This window comes from Paenibacillus sp. 7523-1 (assembly GCF_002276415.1).
GTDB classification, from domain to species: Bacteria; Bacillota; Bacilli; order Paenibacillales; family Paenibacillaceae; genus Paenibacillus; species Paenibacillus illinoisensis_A.
In genome coordinates this window covers 73683-89197 of the sequence record NZ_NPBR01000027.1, presented here as the reverse complement: position 1 = coordinate 89197, position 15515 = coordinate 73683, and the positions used below count along the sequence as shown (strand labels likewise).

The following is a 15515-nucleotide window of genomic DNA, read 5'->3' as shown; positions in this document are numbered from 1 at the left end:
GTTGTTTGTGATTCTCTTTTTTGCCAACCGCGTTTTCGGCGGCGACTTAAATAATGTATCACATTCAGTGTCTTTTCGTCAAGGACTTTTTTTGATTCTTTTTCAAATCATTAAGTTCTCAACTTGTCCCTCACAAGCCTTTTTTCTAAAAGTCCGTTTGGGGAACGAAATATAATGTATCACATTCCATAAGTACGAGTCAACCTGTTTTTATTAATTTATATTACAAACAAAAAAGGAAGGTTCCCCCTCCCTTTGCCAAACCAAATCATTGAAACTATATGGCCTTGTTCAGGCATCGATCCAATATCGAATCTCCCGCCCTTCGCCTCCTATCAGAGATGGCCAGCCAGCCGATTCCTTTACAATAGAACGAAGAACTAGTTTGCGCAGAATTAAAGGGAGATCTTCTCCTACAAATCTTAATTGAGGATGATGGACCAGTTCGTCCACGCTCCATGCTTCTTTTCGGCTTCTAATTACCCGCAGAAGCAATTCCGAGCAATCCCCCATTTTGGATATGACCGAAAATTCACAGGCAAGAAGAACAAGTTCCACCCGTTGTTCCAACGTCTCCGAGCTTACCGTAAGCTCCTGATAGAGCTTCCAAAGTGCCCGATCCATACTCTGCACATGTGTCCAAACAGCATGGTCAGGGTATACTCCGTGTTCTATCAATACAATCCTGGCCCAGTTACCCAAAGCCTCCAGAACACTGTAATAAGCATCAACTACGTGTCCTTCCTGAATGTGCCGCTTGGCCTCCACATACATTCTCAGAAAACTTGCGAATTCATGCAGCAGCTTTTGTTCCCGCAACTCCAATCCAAAGGCGGACAGCTCTTCCCTCAAGGCACTCAAGGCGCCGTCTGATTCCCATATGATCTCGCCCTCAATCAAGCATTGCATGAGATTGTTATTATCACCCGTAATTACGCTGCTCTGCAGTTGATTACGCCCCACGTAGATCATTTGATAGCGCAAGTCCCCATAACGGTAATGCCCAACCTCAGACATACTTTGATCCGTATCACAGACAATGAGAACAAGCAATTCGAAATCCTGAATCAGGGAGCCGTGGAATCGCTCACCCGGATGGGAATAAGCGATAGCCCCAACTGCCCCCGACTCTTCCGACTGTCCGGATAAAAAAGCTAGGTTCATTAATTCCACGATTCCCTCCATACAATTCATGGCAGTTCAACGCCAAGTCAGTTATAATGTAATTCTACATGCAGACTAAAGTTTCCTTCTTTTCCAGGTCCGATACTACTCATACGATAGGAGCATTTTTCATGATTTTTAAATCAGCTAAAATTAATGCTTTTCGCACTTGGGGATTGTTACTCACCATGCTAGGCATGGGGCTAATGGTACTGGGAACTGCCGGAATTGTGTTTTGGGGACATGCAGGCAAAGTGTTTGCAGCCGTGGGACTCGTCATCGGACTCGTTGCCATGATGGCTAGTCTGGCCATCTACTTCTGGGCTGGAATGTTGTCTACAAGCGCTGTTCAAGTGGATTGCCCTGAATGCGGTAAAATGACCAAAATGCTCGGCAAGACCGATCGTTGTATGTTCTGCCATACCATCCTCACTCTGGATCCTAATCAAGCGAACACAAACCGTCCTCATCTGAAAGCGCCTTCTCCATCTATTTCTGATACGGATCACCGTATTAGTCCAAAAGGCTAGTATCACTCATTCACTTCACATCTAAGATCAACGAGTAAACAACAAAAAAGGCCCGGTATCTAGACCGAGCCTTTTTTGCGTTTTTTCAGACAATGAATTGTTTCGAATCATATAAAAAAGATAAGTTCAGTAACCGTTTATCTCTAACGACTTACCTGTTGTAAGGTCTTCCATGCTGATGCGTTAGCAAAACTGCGATTCCAGGCAGCTACACCACCCAGTTTGAGTGATTCAATGAGTTCTACACGGGCCTGTAAAGAAACGGCATCTTCTATCCAGATTTTCTTGGTCGCCCCATCCTCAGTAAACTCCACATAATTCTGTCCACTTTGAGAGTCTAACGCAGGTTTGAGTTTCTTCTCTTTGATCAAATCAGCAACGGTATCCATTCCGACCGCTTTGGAAGATACTTTAATCTCTCCCTGTTCGTCTGCTTCCTCTGTCCAGATTCGTGTATACAGCGGAACAGACATAATCAATTTGTTAGAAGGCACTTCATCTTCTTCAAGAATTTTTCTCATAGACGCCTCCGTCCAGGGCAGCGAAGCGACGGAACCGGCCTTCGGACTGGCAGCCCAGTGCTCATCGTACGCCATAACCATCATGTAATCGACAAAGGAACCAAGTGAACGTCGATCCAGAAAAGCGGACCACATTTCACTATTGGATTTTGGAGTTACATCAATGGAGAGCATGAGTCCGTGGATGCGTGCCATCGCTTTAATCTCGCGAACAAATTGAGTAATATTGGGTCCATCATCGGTATATACGTTCTCGAAATCAATATTGATACCATCCAATTGATAGGTTTGCGCGTATTCCAGCATCTGTTCAATGATATGCGTGCGGGTCTCGTATGAGGCAACTGCCTTCTTTGTAATATCCGGGTCGAAACTGTTATCCATCAGTCCCCATACTTCCATTCCGGAACGGTGAGCCCAGTTAACATACGCTTTATCGGCTTTGCTCTTCACATTGCCCTGGCCGTCCGTAATATGGAACCACGTTGGACTGACCACATTCACACCCGGCATCTTGCCTATAGAACTGACGTCAGGCTGACGGTTGTATACCGCCTCCCACACTAGATTTACCGTTTTATTCTGCCACTTCTTCTCGGCAGCCGTCAGAGTGAATTTGGGCTTGTCCAGCTCCTTTTTCTCTGTCAGGGAAACGTACTTATTATCCACATAGCCGGCATAGCCGTTATCCAGCTGAACAAAACTCTGCTCATCACCTGTCTGCCATACCCGTACCCGGGCGTTCTGCTCCATATCCGCAATAATCGGGGAAGACTCTCCTCCACGCTTGTACAAAGGAATGGTCTTATCCGCTTTGGATGACAAGGTATCAATCTCCGCATATTGAATAGCGTCTCCTCCACGCATCAATATAACTGCACCCGTAGATGTATCTTCCTGTACGGCAATCCCGTAAACTTCCTTCAAGGGCTTAAGAGGGATGTACGCCTCTCCTCCGATGACCTCAGGCTCAACTGACATTGGATAGTCCTTATGATTGAGCTCGGCCTTGGTGCTGCCTTCCTTCATATGAAGTACACGCTGCGGAGTCGCTATAATGATATCGCCTGTGTCCGCTTCGTAACGTATGCCAGGATCAATCGCCTCCTGCAGTACGTTCACCGGCAGTTTAAGCTCCTCCCCAGTTCCCGAAGCTTCACCATCCATCAATTGACCATCCACAAAAACAGGCTGATTCATTCCGATCCAATTGGGGTCCTCGTGAACCTGGTTCAGCCAGACATTCGTTATAAACCAGTAAGCACCGCCTGCAATAAGACAAGCTCCCAAAAAACCAGGCCAGAACGAACGCCTCTTCTTCTGCCTTGTATATCTGCTTTTTCTACTCAAACGCCTACCTCCGTTAATCATGCTGAATCATGAAGATATTATTGCCGCGTGAAAATCATGCATGTAATCTTTAATTAAAAAACAAAAAACGTGTAGAATTCAAACTGAATTCTGCACGTTAATATTGTAATTCATCTCTCTTAATCCCTGCAACTTTTACAAACACCATAAACTTCCAATCGGTGTCCATGGACTTCAAATCCGGTACTTGATTCCGCCTGGAGCTCAACGCTTTTGAGCGAAGGATAACTGAAGTCTTCAATTTTACCGCATTTATCACAAATGACATGGTAATGATCCGTCACATTGGCATCGAAGCGGCTGGAGTTATCTCCGTATGTCAATTCCCGAACCATGCCGGCCTCCAGAAACATCTTCAGATTGTTATATACAGTCGCCACGCTCATACTGGGAAATTGGGGTTCAAGCGCACGGTAAATTTCATCGGCAGTCGGATGCCCCATGGATTCCATCAGATAATTCAATATGGCATGGCGCTGGGGTGTAATACGGACACCGGTCGTCTTCAGATGCTCCAACGCATGTTGGACACGTGTTGCCATAAAACCCACCGCCTTACCTTTCATTCTCCTGAATAAACAAGATCCATTACCCTCTTATCCATCAGAGTTGATTCTTGACAAAGAACTGGACGTTTAATCTTTCCTTCCATGTAACCTTGCCTTTTATTATTTTATTGTACGGCGATTGTAAGTTTATTGTCAACGCGGCAGTTACGGAACTTCAGAGGTATTATCCTGGGAATTCTCCCCGTTATCTTCGCTCTGCTCCAAATCGCCATCCATGTCTTCCGGATTTGAACTGTTCGTATCAGCCGAAGGCACATCCGGGTTGCGATTAATGGTAAGGTCGCTGTTCCCTTCAATTTTAACCGTGTATTCCCCTTCACCAAGCTGGCCTTCAATGGTTTTATTTTGCACTGTAAATGGCAGGTCAGTCTTCAGATCACCGTAACTGCTGGAGCCGCTCAGACTGTAATCACCCTGATGAGGCAATAAAATGCTGATTGCACCAACGGCACTGTATACATCCCAATCCCCACCTATCTTGGAGGAAACGATGCTGATGCTTCCATTCAGAGACTGAGCCCTGATAGCGAGATTTGCGCCATCCAGTGTAATATTTCCGTTCCGTGTTTCAGCGGTAAATTCACCAATTGAATCCGTAATGCTAATGCTCCCTACCTGTGTGGTCAGATCTACATCTCCTGAAACTCCGCGGGCCTTCATATCTCCCCGGTTGCTATCCAGATCAACATTCCCCATCGCATTGGCTACAATCACATCGCCATTTAACGTTTTGCCTGTAATGTCACCTACCGCATTCGTAATCCGGATACGTCCATTCCCCGTTTCAGCCACAATGGTGTTAATTGCCTCCGGCCGATTTAACAATATGGCTCCATTGGAAGTGCGAATGTCCAGATTAAAACGCCGGTCATCCGGGATCGTAATCGTCATATTCATGCGAGGCTGTGTTTTATCGTTATCTCCATAAGTCTTGCCCGTTGCGGTAATATGAATAACCTTGGTGCCGTCCGTTTCAACAAACGATGCATCTGCCACAGCTTTTGCCTCTACCTCGGATGTCTTATCTACCCATACTACCGTGCGCACCTCTATCTCTTCCGTATCTCCGCGCTGTACCGAAATATCTCCATTAACCCCCTGCACGACAAGATCGGAAGTATCCATACCAACAGGCACGCGGATCGTACCCTTGTCCTGCATGTACCCCGCTGCCTGGCTATAGTCCATGGAGGCTGCCCCCAGATTGAGGCTCACCCTGTTCCACAAGTGCATATAGTGGTCCTGCTCTGTCACAATAAATACCGCGGCCGTGAGCACAAGGGAAGCCAAGATGCCTTTGGCATCCGGTCTGAAGCGCATCTTCACTTTCTCATCCGGCAGCTCATCAGCTGATGTCTTTTTCTTGCTGCGCGTCCACAGGAACAACATTATGTATTCCACACCCAATGCGATAAGCAGCAATGGCCACCAGTCGACCATATCATATACGTAGTCAGTTCCCCACCGTTTATCCAAAATCAACAGCACACCGACCGCTACGATTAAGGCGGCAGCCGTATAGCGACCGACCCGGACTTTACGGTTCATTATTTTCCCTCCTCCATTCTCCTAATCTAAACTTTTTTCTTGCGCAGCATGACCCAGATCTCACGGCCGAACAGGATCAGCCCTACAATAATAAGTACACCGGCAAAAACATATCCACCATACAGAGCGAGCATTTCCTGAAACCAGCGAGGTTTGCGGAAGAATAGCACCATCAGCCCGCCACCAACAATAAGCAGCAGCCCAAACGAAATGCCTCGCTCCCATGCCATAAAGGCCTCACCAACAGCCCGTTCGTTCATTAGAGGCTTGTCCGTATTTCCATGAGTTGCAGCTCTGCGCCTCCGCATCATGACCCAATCCGCAGATTGCAGTACATCGAATACATTGTAAAAGTAGATCACTGGAATGAACAAAGCGAGCAAAATTAAAAGGGGCACATTAATCTGTATGCCAATAGATGAAAAATACAAAAGCGCTGACAGGTCGAGTAATACAAGCAGCATGAACGTCAGACCTCTCATATACAGCCGCAAATAGATATGACCCAGACCAGGAATGATCGCACTGAGCAATCCGGCAATAAATTTATGTGTCCGATTTCGGAGCGGCTTGGTTTTGGCCGTTTGTCTCCGTTTCCCGGACGTATGTTTACTTTTCATGACATGCTCCTTTCTTATGAAATAGCATTCCCGCTCTTCATGCATTTGGTTAGATAGTACCCTAAAGAGCCCAACGAGTAACTGGAAGAAATATGGATATGGTTAAAAACCCTCCGGCACAACAGGCCTAGGGAGGGTTTAACGATTTATTCTATGGATACTTTGGTCACATGCTCCCACTGCCTTAGCTTAGTTACCAGCTGCACTGTATTAAGTTCATGTGGTACATGCACGTGGAGTACAATCTCAATCTTTCGTTCAACCGAAATGACCTCGGCAAAAGCCAGATCCTGCTCATTGACAGTAATTTTGCGTATTTTAATCTTCTCCTGCTCCATGAATGAAGACACCTGCTCCAGGAAGCCGGGTTCAGACAACGTATGCAGGGTGACGACATGCAGCTTGTTTCCTCGTATATACCTAAGCTCCAGCTTGTTGAACACCCACAGATTGAGCAGTACCAGAATCGTAGATACGATGGAGGCAAAAAAGAATCCCGCGCCTGCTGCCAGTCCAATGGCTGCTACAACCCAGATCGAAGCCGCGGTGGTAAGTCCTGTAATGGACTTTCCGGTAAACAGGATTGTACCCGCTCCCAGGAAGCCGACACCCGTAATAACTGCTGTAGCCAGACGAGCCGGATCAATCCGCACATTTAATTCATTGGCAAAATCCTTAAAACCATAAACAGACAACATCATGATCAGTGCAGACCCGAGACAGACCAGAATGTGGGTACGCAGACCAGCAGCATGATTGGAACGTTCACGCTCCAGACCTACAAGTCCTCCAAGCAGCATGGCAAGTAATAATCGCAATAAAATGTGCCACTCATCGATAAACCAAGGATCGCCCAAAACTGGTATTCCTCCTTCAAAAAATTCACATAATTAATGTTTATTCTTATGAAATGTCGTTAATTCCACACCTGGTGCAATCGGCGTAACCTCTACGGGTATGAAACCGAATTTGGTATATAAGTTGACAGCCGGTTGGTTCAATGTACCTGTCGATACGATATACCGCGGAAGTTCCGGGTACTGCTCGAATACATGCCTTATTAATGCAGCTGCAATACCTTTGCGAAAATGCTCAGGGTGCACCATCATACGTGTGATCGTCAATGTGTCCTTCTCTTCCTCCGCCACTGCAACAGCACCCAGGAGTTCTTCTTCATCATCCAGGCAGCCGTAAAAGGTCTCCCCGCAGCTTTGCAGAGATTCGATCGTATCCATCAAAGGCGGAATTTCCTGAAAACCAATCATCTCCGCTTCCAGCCGATAGGCTACATGCTGAAGCCGCCATAGCTGCCCTGTGGTCTCCAGATCATTCAGTGACAGTAATTGAATCTTCATTCTGGCCCTCATCTCCTTCGTACGCAACTGAATTCGATTACACTGTACATGATTATTTACCACATGTGTTTGCCTTATAAAAATAAGAAAAGAGGCTGTCACAGGGACGAGCCTCTTTCTGTCCGGCCTCACCGGATGGATTAGCGGTTCAGTACATCTGCAAGCAGTTGATTAACCAGACCCGGATTAGCCTTGCCTTTACTTTCTTTCATAACCTGTCCTACCAGGAAGCCGATCGCTTTCTGTTTGCCTGCCTTGTAATCTTCCACGGATTGAGGGTTGTTCGCAACAACCTGTTCTACAATGGCAAGAATGGCACCTTCGTCACTGATTTGCACAAGACCTTTTTCCTCAACGATCTGCTGTGGAAGCTTGCCGCTCTCCAGCATTTCCTTAAAGACGGTTTTGGCGATTTTGCTGCTAATCGTGCCTTTCTCCAGCAATCCGATCATCTCACCGAGTCCCTGACCCGTCAGAGGCACCTGAGACAATTCCAGATTGCTGTTGTTCAGATAACCAAGCAGGTCGCCCATAATCCAGTTGGATACGGCTTTGGCATCCTGCGTATATTTCAGGCTGTCTTCAAAAAGATCAGCAACCGCTTTGGATGAAGTGATCACTTCTGCATCATAATTGGGCAATCCGTAATCAGCAGTATAACGTGCTTTGCGCTCGTCAGGGAGCTCCGGAATCGAAGCTTTGATTCGCTCCTTCCAGGCTGCATCAATATGCAGCTTCACCAGATCCGGATCCGGGAAATAGCGATAGTCGTGCGCTTGCTCTTTGCCACGCATGGTCAGCGTCTTTCCTTGCGCTTCATCCCAGCGACGCGTCTCCTGAACCACTTCGCCGCCGTCATCCAGAATTTCAGCCTGACGGAACTGCTCATATTCCAAACCGCGCTGAACGCCACGGAAAGAGTTCATGTTTTTCAGTTCTGCTCTTGTTCCCAGCTTCTCCTGCCCATGCGGACGCAAACTGATGTTGGCATCACAACGGAGTGATCCCTCTTCCATTTTCACGTCCGACACATCGCAGTACTGCATGATCGCACGTAATTTTTCCAGATACGCACGTGCTTCTTCCGGTGAAGAAATTTCCGGTTCGGATACAATCTCCACAAGAGGTGTACCCACACGGTTGAAGTCAACCAATGAAGCATAGCCGCCATCCACGTGAGTAAGCTTACCTGCATCTTCTTCCAGATGAAGACGGGTAATACCGATTCGTTTCGTTTCTCCGTTTACTTCAATATCAATCCACCCGTTCTCACCGATCGGTTGGTCGAATTGTGAGATCTGGTAGGCTTTTGGTGAATCCGGATAGAAATAGTTTTTGCGATCGAATTTGCTGACATCAGCAATGGTACAGTTGAGGGCCATCGCTGCTTTCATGGCATAATCCACAGCCTGACGGTTCAGTACAGGCAATACGCCCGGATGTCCGAGACAGACGGGACAAGTATGGGTATTTGGTGGTGCTCCAAAGGCCGTGGAACAGCCGCAAAAGATTTTGGAGTTGGTATGCAACTCCACATGGACCTCAAGTCCAATGACCGTTTCATATTTAGATGCAGACATTTCAATATTCCTCCGTTCCGGGCAGTCTACAGCTGCGGACGCTGCTTGTGGAATTCTGTATTTTGTTCAAACGCATGCGCAACGCGCAGTACAGTCGTTTCATCAAAGGCTTTACCAATAATCTGCATGCCAACAGGCAATCCATCCGAGAAGCCGCATGGGATGCTCACTGCAGGTACACCTGCCAGACTGACCGGAATGGTCAGGATGTCATTGAGATACATGGTGAGTGGATCATCCACCTGGGAACCCAGTTTAAATGCGGTTGTAGGCGCAGTAGGTCCAATAATGACATCATATTTGGCAAATACGTCATCGAAATCCTGTTTGATCAATGTACGCACTTTTTGAGCTTTCAGGTAATAAGCATCATAGTAACCTGAGCTCAGCGCATACGTCCCGAGCATGATACGACGTTTCACTTCCGGACCAAAGCCTTGGCTGCGGGATTGGTGATACAGGTCGAGCAGGTTGTCCGGGTTATCTGCACGTACGCCATAACGCACGCCGTCAAACCGGGCAAGGTTGGAAGAAGCCTCTGAAGAAGCGAGCAAATAATACGTAGCCACCGCATATTCGGTATGCGGAAGGGATACTTCTTCCCAAGTGGCACCGAGTCCCTCAAGCACTTTCAAGGCAGAGAGAATGGTCTCTTTAACTTGCGGATCAACACCTTCTCCAATGTACTCCTTCGGTACGGCAATGCGCAGTCCTTTGACATCACCTGTCAGTCCGCTCAAGTAGTCCGGGATCTCCACTTTTGCAGATGTCGAATCTTTAGCATCATAGCCAGCAATTGCTTGCAGTACATAAGCAGAATCTTCAACATTTTTCGTCAGAGGTCCGATCTGATCCAATGAGGATGCAAATGCAACCAATCCGAAACGCGAAACGAGTCCATAAGTCGGCTTCATGCCGACAACGCCACAATACGAAGCAGGCTGTCTAATGGAACCACCCGTATCAGATCCAAGCGTAAAGTACGCTTCGCCTGCAGCCACTGCGGCCGCAGAACCACCACTGGAGCCACCTGGAACACGATCCAGCGCCCATGGGTTGCGCACAGGATAGAAACTCGAATTTTCATTCGAACCGCCCATGGCGAATTCATCCATGTTCAGTTTACCGATCGTCACTGTATCTGCAGCTCTCAGCTTTTCGACAACCGTTGCATCATACACCGGGTCGAAGTTACGCAAAAACTGGCTGCCGCATGTCGTGCGCAGTCCGTTCGTAACGATATTATCCTTAATACCTACCGGTAATCCAAAGAGCAAACCTTTCTCCTCGCCACTGACGAGCCGGTCATCCAACTGACGCGCACGGGAACGAGCCTGTTCCTCATCGAGCGCAAGATATGCCTTAACTTTGTCTTCACGTGCACTAATGTTCTGATATGCTTGGTCCACCAAGTCGCTGACCGACAATTCCTTGGCGTGCAGCTTGTTATGTAACTCAGGCAACGATTGTTCAAATAAACTCACGGTATTTCGTCCTCCTTCCGGTTATCCGTTATTCCATTACAGCAGGCACTTTAAACTGCCCGTCTTCTTCTTCCGGTGCATTGCGCATCACCTGTTCGATTGGCAGGCTTTCCTTCGTTTCATCCTCACGCATCACATTGCTGACATGCAGAACGTGAGTCGTTGGCTCAATGTTCTCTGTATCCAGCTCATTCAGCTTCTCTGCATATTTTAAAATTGCGTTCAGCTGTCCTGTAAGCGTCTGTTCTTCTTCAGAAGTCAAATTGAGCCGGGCCAGCTTGGCCACATGCTGAACGTCATTATTCGAAATACTCATTTCCGGATGCCTCCTTCATTTCGTTCAACTTCCCGAAACTGCCTGAAACGAATCGCTCGTTTAACGGGCTAAAGTCCCAAGATAACTTTTTTCATTATAGGGGAGATGGTTCGACAATTCAATGCAAATGACCTGACTTGTCCAATAAGCAAAATAACCCCATTCCTTGGAGTTCATGCAATAATCAAAAAAGAGCCGGCATCAGCCGACTCTCTAGATCCTAAATCCATGCACGCAGATTAACCTGCTTTATAAAATCCGCCTGTGACATAACATCGTTCGCGGTTTCCTCTTCCTCTTCCACAGCTTGAATATCTCCGTTCATCAGATGATGAAACAGTTTCTCGTTGTGTGTCGCAAGGGCGTAATCTATCAACGCTTCTCGCTCGACCCGCTCAGCTTCCTGCTTCAGCAGAACCTCTTCCAGATCGACGTCGCCGGATGGAACAAAAAAGTTCCGGTTCACCTGCGGCACTCGAAGCACGTAATCGAACGCATTGTCCGGATTCCGGTCATAAGCGATGATGTAACCATATTCCCCCACAGGAAGATTCTGCTCAAACGCATCCGCGACGATGACAACCTTTTCTCCTAATCGCAGCATCGTCTAACCTCCTGGTAGTCTATCTTTCATATTTATTTGTATAGTCTACTAGAAAAGAATAACGATGTCTACGATTACTAGAATTAAGCAACATATTTGTGCAAAATCTTTTTTATCACCAGATTATCATTCGTCCATTATATGGTTAGGACCGTCTGCGACCTGATCGAATAACTACAAACCAATATACTATGAGTGGTGTCGGGAATCCGGTGATCCCCCATAATCCCCATAACCAGGGGAAACGCCCACGTTTACGTGCATCCTGAAAAATCCATGTCCCTTGCACAAACAATAGAATTGCAATCAATATTATCCAGATTGGAGAAATCTCATTCAACGAATAATGCATATTATTCATGAGAAGCCTCCTCCTTCCGGTGTTTGCCCGCCCATATGATTGCTGCTGTCACTGCTGCTGCTACACCAACAGCCTGGATACCCACATAAAGAGCTGGAGCAGACAGGAACAGCAGGGCCCCAGAAGCAATGACCAACAGCCCGATCACCCAGAACAAAATCATCTCGATCAGGTTCTTACGGCGTCTGATTCGTCTTCGTTCTCTGACCTGCACTTCCAGCGAGGCTAATGAAGGTACACTCACTGGCTCATATGCGTCATCCAGCACTTTCATCTGCTGCCGCAGTCGTTCGAGGAGCTCTTGCTCATCTTGTTCATCCGTCCTGCTCATGCCTTATCCCAACTCCTTTCTTAATTGACGAAGGCCATAAGCCGTTCTTGATTTCGCCGTTCCGGCTGGAATACCGAGCATTTCTCCAATCTCATCATAGCCATAGCCATAATAGTGCTTCAACAGTACAGCAACACGGTGTTCCGGCGTTAATCTAGTCATGGCATCCATAACGTCCGTCCATTCTTCATTCCGGCTCTCAAACTGCCATCGGAATCGTCTGACGGCTTCACTACGGATCATATTCAACCAGCCATTTTCTCTTTTCTTACGTCTTGTCTTGTCAATATAGATGCGTGTAGCAATGGTAATCATCCAGGATGAAAAGGCAGACGAACCGTCATAACGATGAATGTTTTCCATACACCGAATCATCGTATCCTGAACTGTTTCTTCAGCAGCGTTTGGATCCATCGTAACCTTGACCAAGTATTTGTACACGAAAGCATAATGACGTTGAAGCAGCGCCGCCAGCGCAGCATCATCTCCTGCTGCCGCCCTACGGACCTCTTCCAGTTCAGCTGCTTCCATCTGGTTCTTCACCTCTGCTTCCCGTTCATTCTTGTGTTAATACGACAGTCTCTGCATAAACGTTCAAATGAATTACAAAAAAATCTGAAGCCGACAATTTCCCGGGCAATCAGACTTCATTCCGGTATTCCCGCAGCTTGTCGAACCAAGGCTGGTTGCGGGCTCCGCTGCTCAAAACGTGACTCCTCCATATATTTTGCTGCTGTTCCAAAGGTTCATTCATTGCCTTGCTTGTGTAGCTATGTAGTTGAGGACGATCCGTTGCTAATTCAAGCTTGCCCGTATCCATCACCCGGCGAGTCTCTTCCATTGCTGAGTACTTGGCACGGCGTTCAAAAGGTATAACGCGCTTCTTCTCCACTTCTTCTCCCCGCTCTCTTGTTCCTCATGCTTCACCAATTAAATACTACATTCTAGGGTTCCGTTCCATGTACTTGCTATTCAGATCCAAAGCTGTCTGCATTACAATAACTTTCCTTATGTAAGTTGTATCTGGATGACTCTTTTCTTGCCAATTTTGCTGAAAATAAAAAAAGAACGCAAACCGGGTATAGACCACAGTCTGCGTGCTTCGCAAGTTAGGGTACTGCTATTTAAAGCTTCAGTTAGATGATGCCTTAACGCTTGTAACAACTAATTGCTATTCTAATGAAAAAATTGTCACTTGTCCAGACTTTCTTCACTTAAATGTCGATTATCTTGCGGAAACGTAAGGATTATTCTGCTTCTCATAACCGATGGTTGTTTTAGGGCCATGACCGGGATATACCTTCACTTCATCAGCAAAGGTATACAGCTTGTTTTGAATCGAATCAATCAAGTCTCGTTCCCGTCCACCCGTCAGATCCGTTCTCCCTACACCCATACGGAACAGAACGTCTCCTGCAAACAAATCATTACCGCACAGCAGGCTTACGCTGCCTGGGGAATGTCCAGGTGTATGATATACCTTAAATGTATGCCCAACAAACTGGAGGGTCTGTCCTTCATCCATCGCATATTCTGCAGGATCTGTCGAAAGAGGCGGTGAAGCCTGCGGCCAGTTCAACGATCCATTCAGTTTGGGAGAGGTGAGCCAGTCACTCTCCAGATCATGCAAATAGACTGGACAGCCCTTCAATTTGCGAATTTCGTCCACACCGCCCATATGATCAAAATGCGCATGTGTCAGCAAAATCGCTTCAATTTCCAAGTCTTGAATGGCTTTGAGCAGCGGCCCCGGGTTCATGCCCGGATCAATGATAACGGCTTTCCCCGGATCTTCCCCTTGCAGCAGATATGCATTCGTCTGAAGCGGACCGAGTGTAAATGTACGAATGGTAAGCATCTTGGATTAGTAACCCGAAATCAGTTCACGCAGCTCACGAATAATGACTGCATGCGACTCCGTTCCTTCCCCATAGCGTTTACCGATTTCCTGACGTACTACAGCCATCTTCTCCTGATAATCAGCTGCATCACGATCCGGGTTCTCGCGTTTAAATTCAACCATGACTTCCTGTACATGCTGAGGGCGTGGTCCCCATTGGCCCAAGACATGACCGCCTGTATCCGCAAAAATAACGATAGGTACCGAACGGCCGCCCATCGTAAGGAATTCATCCATCACTTCAGGATGATTTTCCATAATCAAAACTTCGGTTGGAATGCCTGAGATCTCCAGAGCCTGGAACACCACAGGTATGTTGCGAACAACATCTCCACACCAGTCAGCAGCCAAAATCAAAACGCGCAGATCATCGCGGTGGTTCAAGCTCTCGAAAAACTCGCGATCCTCTTCGCTTGGCCATGAGAAGCTGTCATAGTTCTTTTGAAATTCGCTTTGGTTCTTGGTCATGCTCTCAATGAAGTCCTTCGGCGGAAGACCTTTACCGAATTTGTGAGACAAGTTTGGTTTACCCATAACTAGACACTTCCTTTCTTTTTTCGAACATTCATCCATTTAATAAGTACATAAATGATCATAAGTGCGAGTGCAACGAGCAAAATCGGCATAATGTAAGGTGCTGCTTTTTCGTTAATATGTTCCCATTGGTCTCCGAGTACCATCCCTAAATATATAAACAATGCAGTCCAAGGTATAACAGCAAGTGTTGTCAGCAGAATGAACCTGCCTGTATGCATTTTAGATATGCCTGCAGGAATCGAGATGGCATGACGCACAACCGGAACAAAACGCGCCGTGAAAATGACACCTGTACCATACTTGCGAAACCACTCCTCGGAATGGTCGATATGTTTCTTCTGGATCAGTATGTATTTTCCGTAGCGTTCCAGCACAGGTCTGCCGCCATAACGGCCAATCCAGTAAATAAAGAGCTGGGCTATTACACCGCCCACGGTACCAAAGATCATTGCACCTAAGAAATTGATATTGCCCTGTGAAACGAGAAATCCTCCATATGCCAGTACAATTTCACTGGGGATGACTTCGAGCATTAATCCCAGCATAATTCCAAAGTATCCAAGGCTCTGAATCCAGTCGAACAATTGACCGACAATGTTATGAATAACGTCCATCTCGACCCTCTTTCTTCATCCTGATTGGCGGTGCCCGGCAGCACCATGGATGTTCGTCCCTATTTTAGCACAGGGCTGCAGTTTGTTGCTACTTCATCGAACCGGGTTAG

Annotated in this window: 19 protein-coding genes; 1 reads left to right on the top strand and 18 read right to left on the bottom strand. The window is 46.9% G+C overall.

Annotated elements, in window-relative coordinates:
• Positions 1-291 precede the first annotated feature (291 nt).
• A complete protein-coding gene (locus CHH60_RS25835; protein ID WP_255248091.1) occupies positions 292-1164 on the bottom strand; it encodes a nucleotidyltransferase-like protein in 873 nt (290 codons plus the stop codon).
• Between the two features lie 131 nt (positions 1165-1295).
• Here CHH60_RS25835 and CHH60_RS25830 point away from each other — a divergent pair, with 131 nt between their 5' ends.
• Positions 1296-1694 (top strand): DUF2614 family zinc ribbon-containing protein, encoded by a 399-nt coding sequence (locus CHH60_RS25830; RefSeq protein WP_095292538.1) that lies wholly within the window; start codon positions 1296-1298, stop codon positions 1692-1694.
• 143 nt (positions 1695-1837) lie between these two features.
• Here the strand turns inward: CHH60_RS25830 and CHH60_RS25825 are convergent, their stop codons facing one another.
• From CHH60_RS25825 to CHH60_RS25745, 17 genes are all read right to left on the bottom strand, one after another.
• Entirely contained in the window at positions 1838-3586 is a 1749-nt protein-coding gene (locus tag CHH60_RS25825) for a glycosyl hydrolase family 18 protein (protein ID WP_176476209.1), read from the bottom strand.
• A 119-nt stretch (positions 3587-3705) separates the two neighbouring features.
• On the bottom strand, positions 3706-4128 hold the full coding sequence (gene perR / locus CHH60_RS25820) for a peroxide-responsive transcriptional repressor PerR (protein ID WP_024631328.1): 423 nt from the start codon (positions 4126-4128) through the stop codon (positions 3706-3708).
• 171 nt (positions 4129-4299) lie between these two features.
• Entirely contained in the window at positions 4300-5703 is a 1404-nt protein-coding gene (locus CHH60_RS25815) for a DUF4097 family beta strand repeat-containing protein (protein WP_095361808.1), read from the bottom strand.
• A gap of 26 nt (positions 5704-5729) precedes the next feature.
• Entirely contained in the window at positions 5730-6323 is a 594-nt protein-coding gene (locus CHH60_RS25810; RefSeq protein ID WP_095361807.1) for a hypothetical protein, read from the bottom strand.
• A 146-nt stretch (positions 6324-6469) separates the two neighbouring features.
• Positions 6470-7180 (bottom strand): MgtC/SapB family protein, encoded by a 711-nt coding sequence (locus tag CHH60_RS25805; protein ID WP_095361806.1) that lies wholly within the window; start codon positions 7178-7180, stop codon positions 6470-6472.
• 33 nt (positions 7181-7213) lie between these two features.
• On the bottom strand, positions 7214-7678 hold the full coding sequence (locus CHH60_RS25800) for a GNAT family N-acetyltransferase (protein WP_095361805.1): 465 nt from the start codon (positions 7676-7678) through the stop codon (positions 7214-7216).
• 140 nt (positions 7679-7818) lie between these two features.
• Positions 7819-9258 carry an Asp-tRNA(Asn)/Glu-tRNA(Gln) amidotransferase subunit GatB gene (gene gatB, locus CHH60_RS25795; RefSeq protein ID WP_095292521.1) on the bottom strand — a complete coding sequence of 480 codons (1440 nt, stop codon included), beginning with the start codon at positions 9256-9258 and terminating at the stop codon, positions 7819-7821.
• 26 nt (positions 9259-9284) lie between these two features.
• The gene (gatA, locus tag CHH60_RS25790; RefSeq protein WP_095292518.1) at positions 9285-10742 is read right to left on the bottom strand and encodes an Asp-tRNA(Asn)/Glu-tRNA(Gln) amidotransferase subunit GatA; all 1458 of its coding nucleotides are present in this window, start codon (positions 10740-10742) and stop codon (positions 9285-9287) included.
• A gap of 28 nt (positions 10743-10770) precedes the next feature.
• Positions 10771-11058, bottom strand: coding sequence for an Asp-tRNA(Asn)/Glu-tRNA(Gln) amidotransferase subunit GatC (gatC, locus tag CHH60_RS25785; protein WP_095292515.1), 288 nt, complete (start codon positions 11056-11058; stop codon positions 10771-10773).
• A gap of 220 nt (positions 11059-11278) precedes the next feature.
• Positions 11279-11662, bottom strand: coding sequence for an ATPase (locus CHH60_RS25780; protein WP_095292512.1), 384 nt, complete (start codon positions 11660-11662; stop codon positions 11279-11281).
• 145 nt (positions 11663-11807) lie between these two features.
• The gene (locus CHH60_RS25775; protein WP_255248090.1) at positions 11808-12023 is read right to left on the bottom strand and encodes a hypothetical protein; all 216 of its coding nucleotides are present in this window, start codon (positions 12021-12023) and stop codon (positions 11808-11810) included.
• The gene (locus tag CHH60_RS25770; protein WP_095361804.1) at positions 12016-12354 is read right to left on the bottom strand and encodes a DUF5345 family protein; all 339 of its coding nucleotides are present in this window, start codon (positions 12352-12354) and stop codon (positions 12016-12018) included. The genes CHH60_RS25775 and CHH60_RS25770 overlap by 8 nt, the downstream gene beginning before the upstream one ends.
• Before the next feature lie 3 nt (positions 12355-12357).
• Entirely contained in the window at positions 12358-12885 is a 528-nt protein-coding gene (gene sigY, locus CHH60_RS25765) for an RNA polymerase sigma factor SigY (protein WP_095361803.1), read from the bottom strand.
• Between the two features lie 109 nt (positions 12886-12994).
• Positions 12995-13246 carry a hypothetical protein gene (locus CHH60_RS25760; protein ID WP_095361802.1) on the bottom strand — a complete coding sequence of 84 codons (252 nt, stop codon included), beginning with the start codon at positions 13244-13246 and terminating at the stop codon, positions 12995-12997.
• Positions 13247-13579: 333 nt separating this feature from the next.
• Positions 13580-14212: an MBL fold metallo-hydrolase gene (locus tag CHH60_RS25755; RefSeq protein WP_095361801.1), complete on the bottom strand. Its 633-nt coding sequence runs from the start codon at positions 14210-14212 to the stop codon at positions 13580-13582.
• Between the two features lie 6 nt (positions 14213-14218).
• Positions 14219-14788 carry a thioredoxin family protein gene (locus CHH60_RS25750; protein WP_095361800.1) on the bottom strand — a complete coding sequence of 190 codons (570 nt, stop codon included), beginning with the start codon at positions 14786-14788 and terminating at the stop codon, positions 14219-14221.
• A 2-nt stretch (positions 14789-14790) separates the two neighbouring features.
• Positions 14791-15405, bottom strand: coding sequence for a DedA family protein (locus CHH60_RS25745; protein ID WP_095361799.1), 615 nt, complete (start codon positions 15403-15405; stop codon positions 14791-14793).
• Positions 15406-15515 lie beyond the last annotated feature (110 nt).

What these genes read in the sequence shown, in the direction of transcription:
- CHH60_RS25770 (WP_095361804.1), bottom strand. Translation starts at nt 12,354, where the DNA reads ATGAGCAGGACGGATGAACAAGATGAGCAAGAGCTCCTCGAACGACTG.
- gatC (WP_095292515.1), bottom strand. Translation starts at nt 11,058, where the DNA reads ATGAGTATTTCGAATAATGACGTTCAGCATGTGGCCAAGCTGGCCCGG.
- CHH60_RS25815 (WP_095361808.1), bottom strand. Translation starts at nt 5,703, where the DNA reads ATGAACCGTAAAGTCCGGGTCGGTCGCTATACGGCTGCCGCCTTAATC.
- CHH60_RS25775 (WP_255248090.1), bottom strand. Translation starts at nt 12,023, where the DNA reads ATGAATAATATGCATTATTCGTTGAATGAGATTTCTCCAATCTGGATA.
- CHH60_RS25835 (WP_255248091.1), bottom strand. Translation starts at nt 1,164, where the DNA reads ATGAACCTAGCTTTTTTATCCGGACAGTCGGAAGAGTCGGGGGCAGTT.
- CHH60_RS25830 (WP_095292538.1), top strand. Translation starts at nt 1,296, where the DNA reads ATGATTTTTAAATCAGCTAAAATTAATGCTTTTCGCACTTGGGGATTG.
- CHH60_RS25800 (WP_095361805.1), bottom strand. Translation starts at nt 7,678, where the DNA reads ATGAAGATTCAATTACTGTCACTGAATGATCTGGAGACCACAGGGCAG.
- perR (WP_024631328.1), bottom strand. Translation starts at nt 4,128, where the DNA reads ATGGCAACACGTGTCCAACATGCGTTGGAGCATCTGAAGACGACCGGT.
- CHH60_RS25755 (WP_095361801.1), bottom strand. Translation starts at nt 14,212, where the DNA reads ATGCTTACCATTCGTACATTTACACTCGGTCCGCTTCAGACGAATGCA.
- CHH60_RS25780 (WP_095292512.1), bottom strand. Translation starts at nt 11,662, where the DNA reads ATGCTGCGATTAGGAGAAAAGGTTGTCATCGTCGCGGATGCGTTTGAG.
- gatB (WP_095292521.1), bottom strand. Translation starts at nt 9,258, where the DNA reads ATGTCTGCATCTAAATATGAAACGGTCATTGGACTTGAGGTCCATGTG.
- CHH60_RS25750 (WP_095361800.1), bottom strand. Translation starts at nt 14,788, where the DNA reads ATGGGTAAACCAAACTTGTCTCACAAATTCGGTAAAGGTCTTCCGCCG.
- CHH60_RS25810 (WP_095361807.1), bottom strand. Translation starts at nt 6,323, where the DNA reads ATGAAAAGTAAACATACGTCCGGGAAACGGAGACAAACGGCCAAAACC.
- sigY (WP_095361803.1), bottom strand. Translation starts at nt 12,885, where the DNA reads ATGGAAGCAGCTGAACTGGAAGAGGTCCGTAGGGCGGCAGCAGGAGAT.
- CHH60_RS25745 (WP_095361799.1), bottom strand. Translation starts at nt 15,405, where the DNA reads ATGGACGTTATTCATAACATTGTCGGTCAATTGTTCGACTGGATTCAG.
- CHH60_RS25825 (WP_176476209.1), bottom strand. Translation starts at nt 3,586, where the DNA reads ATGATTAACGGAGGTAGGCGTTTGAGTAGAAAAAGCAGATATACAAGG.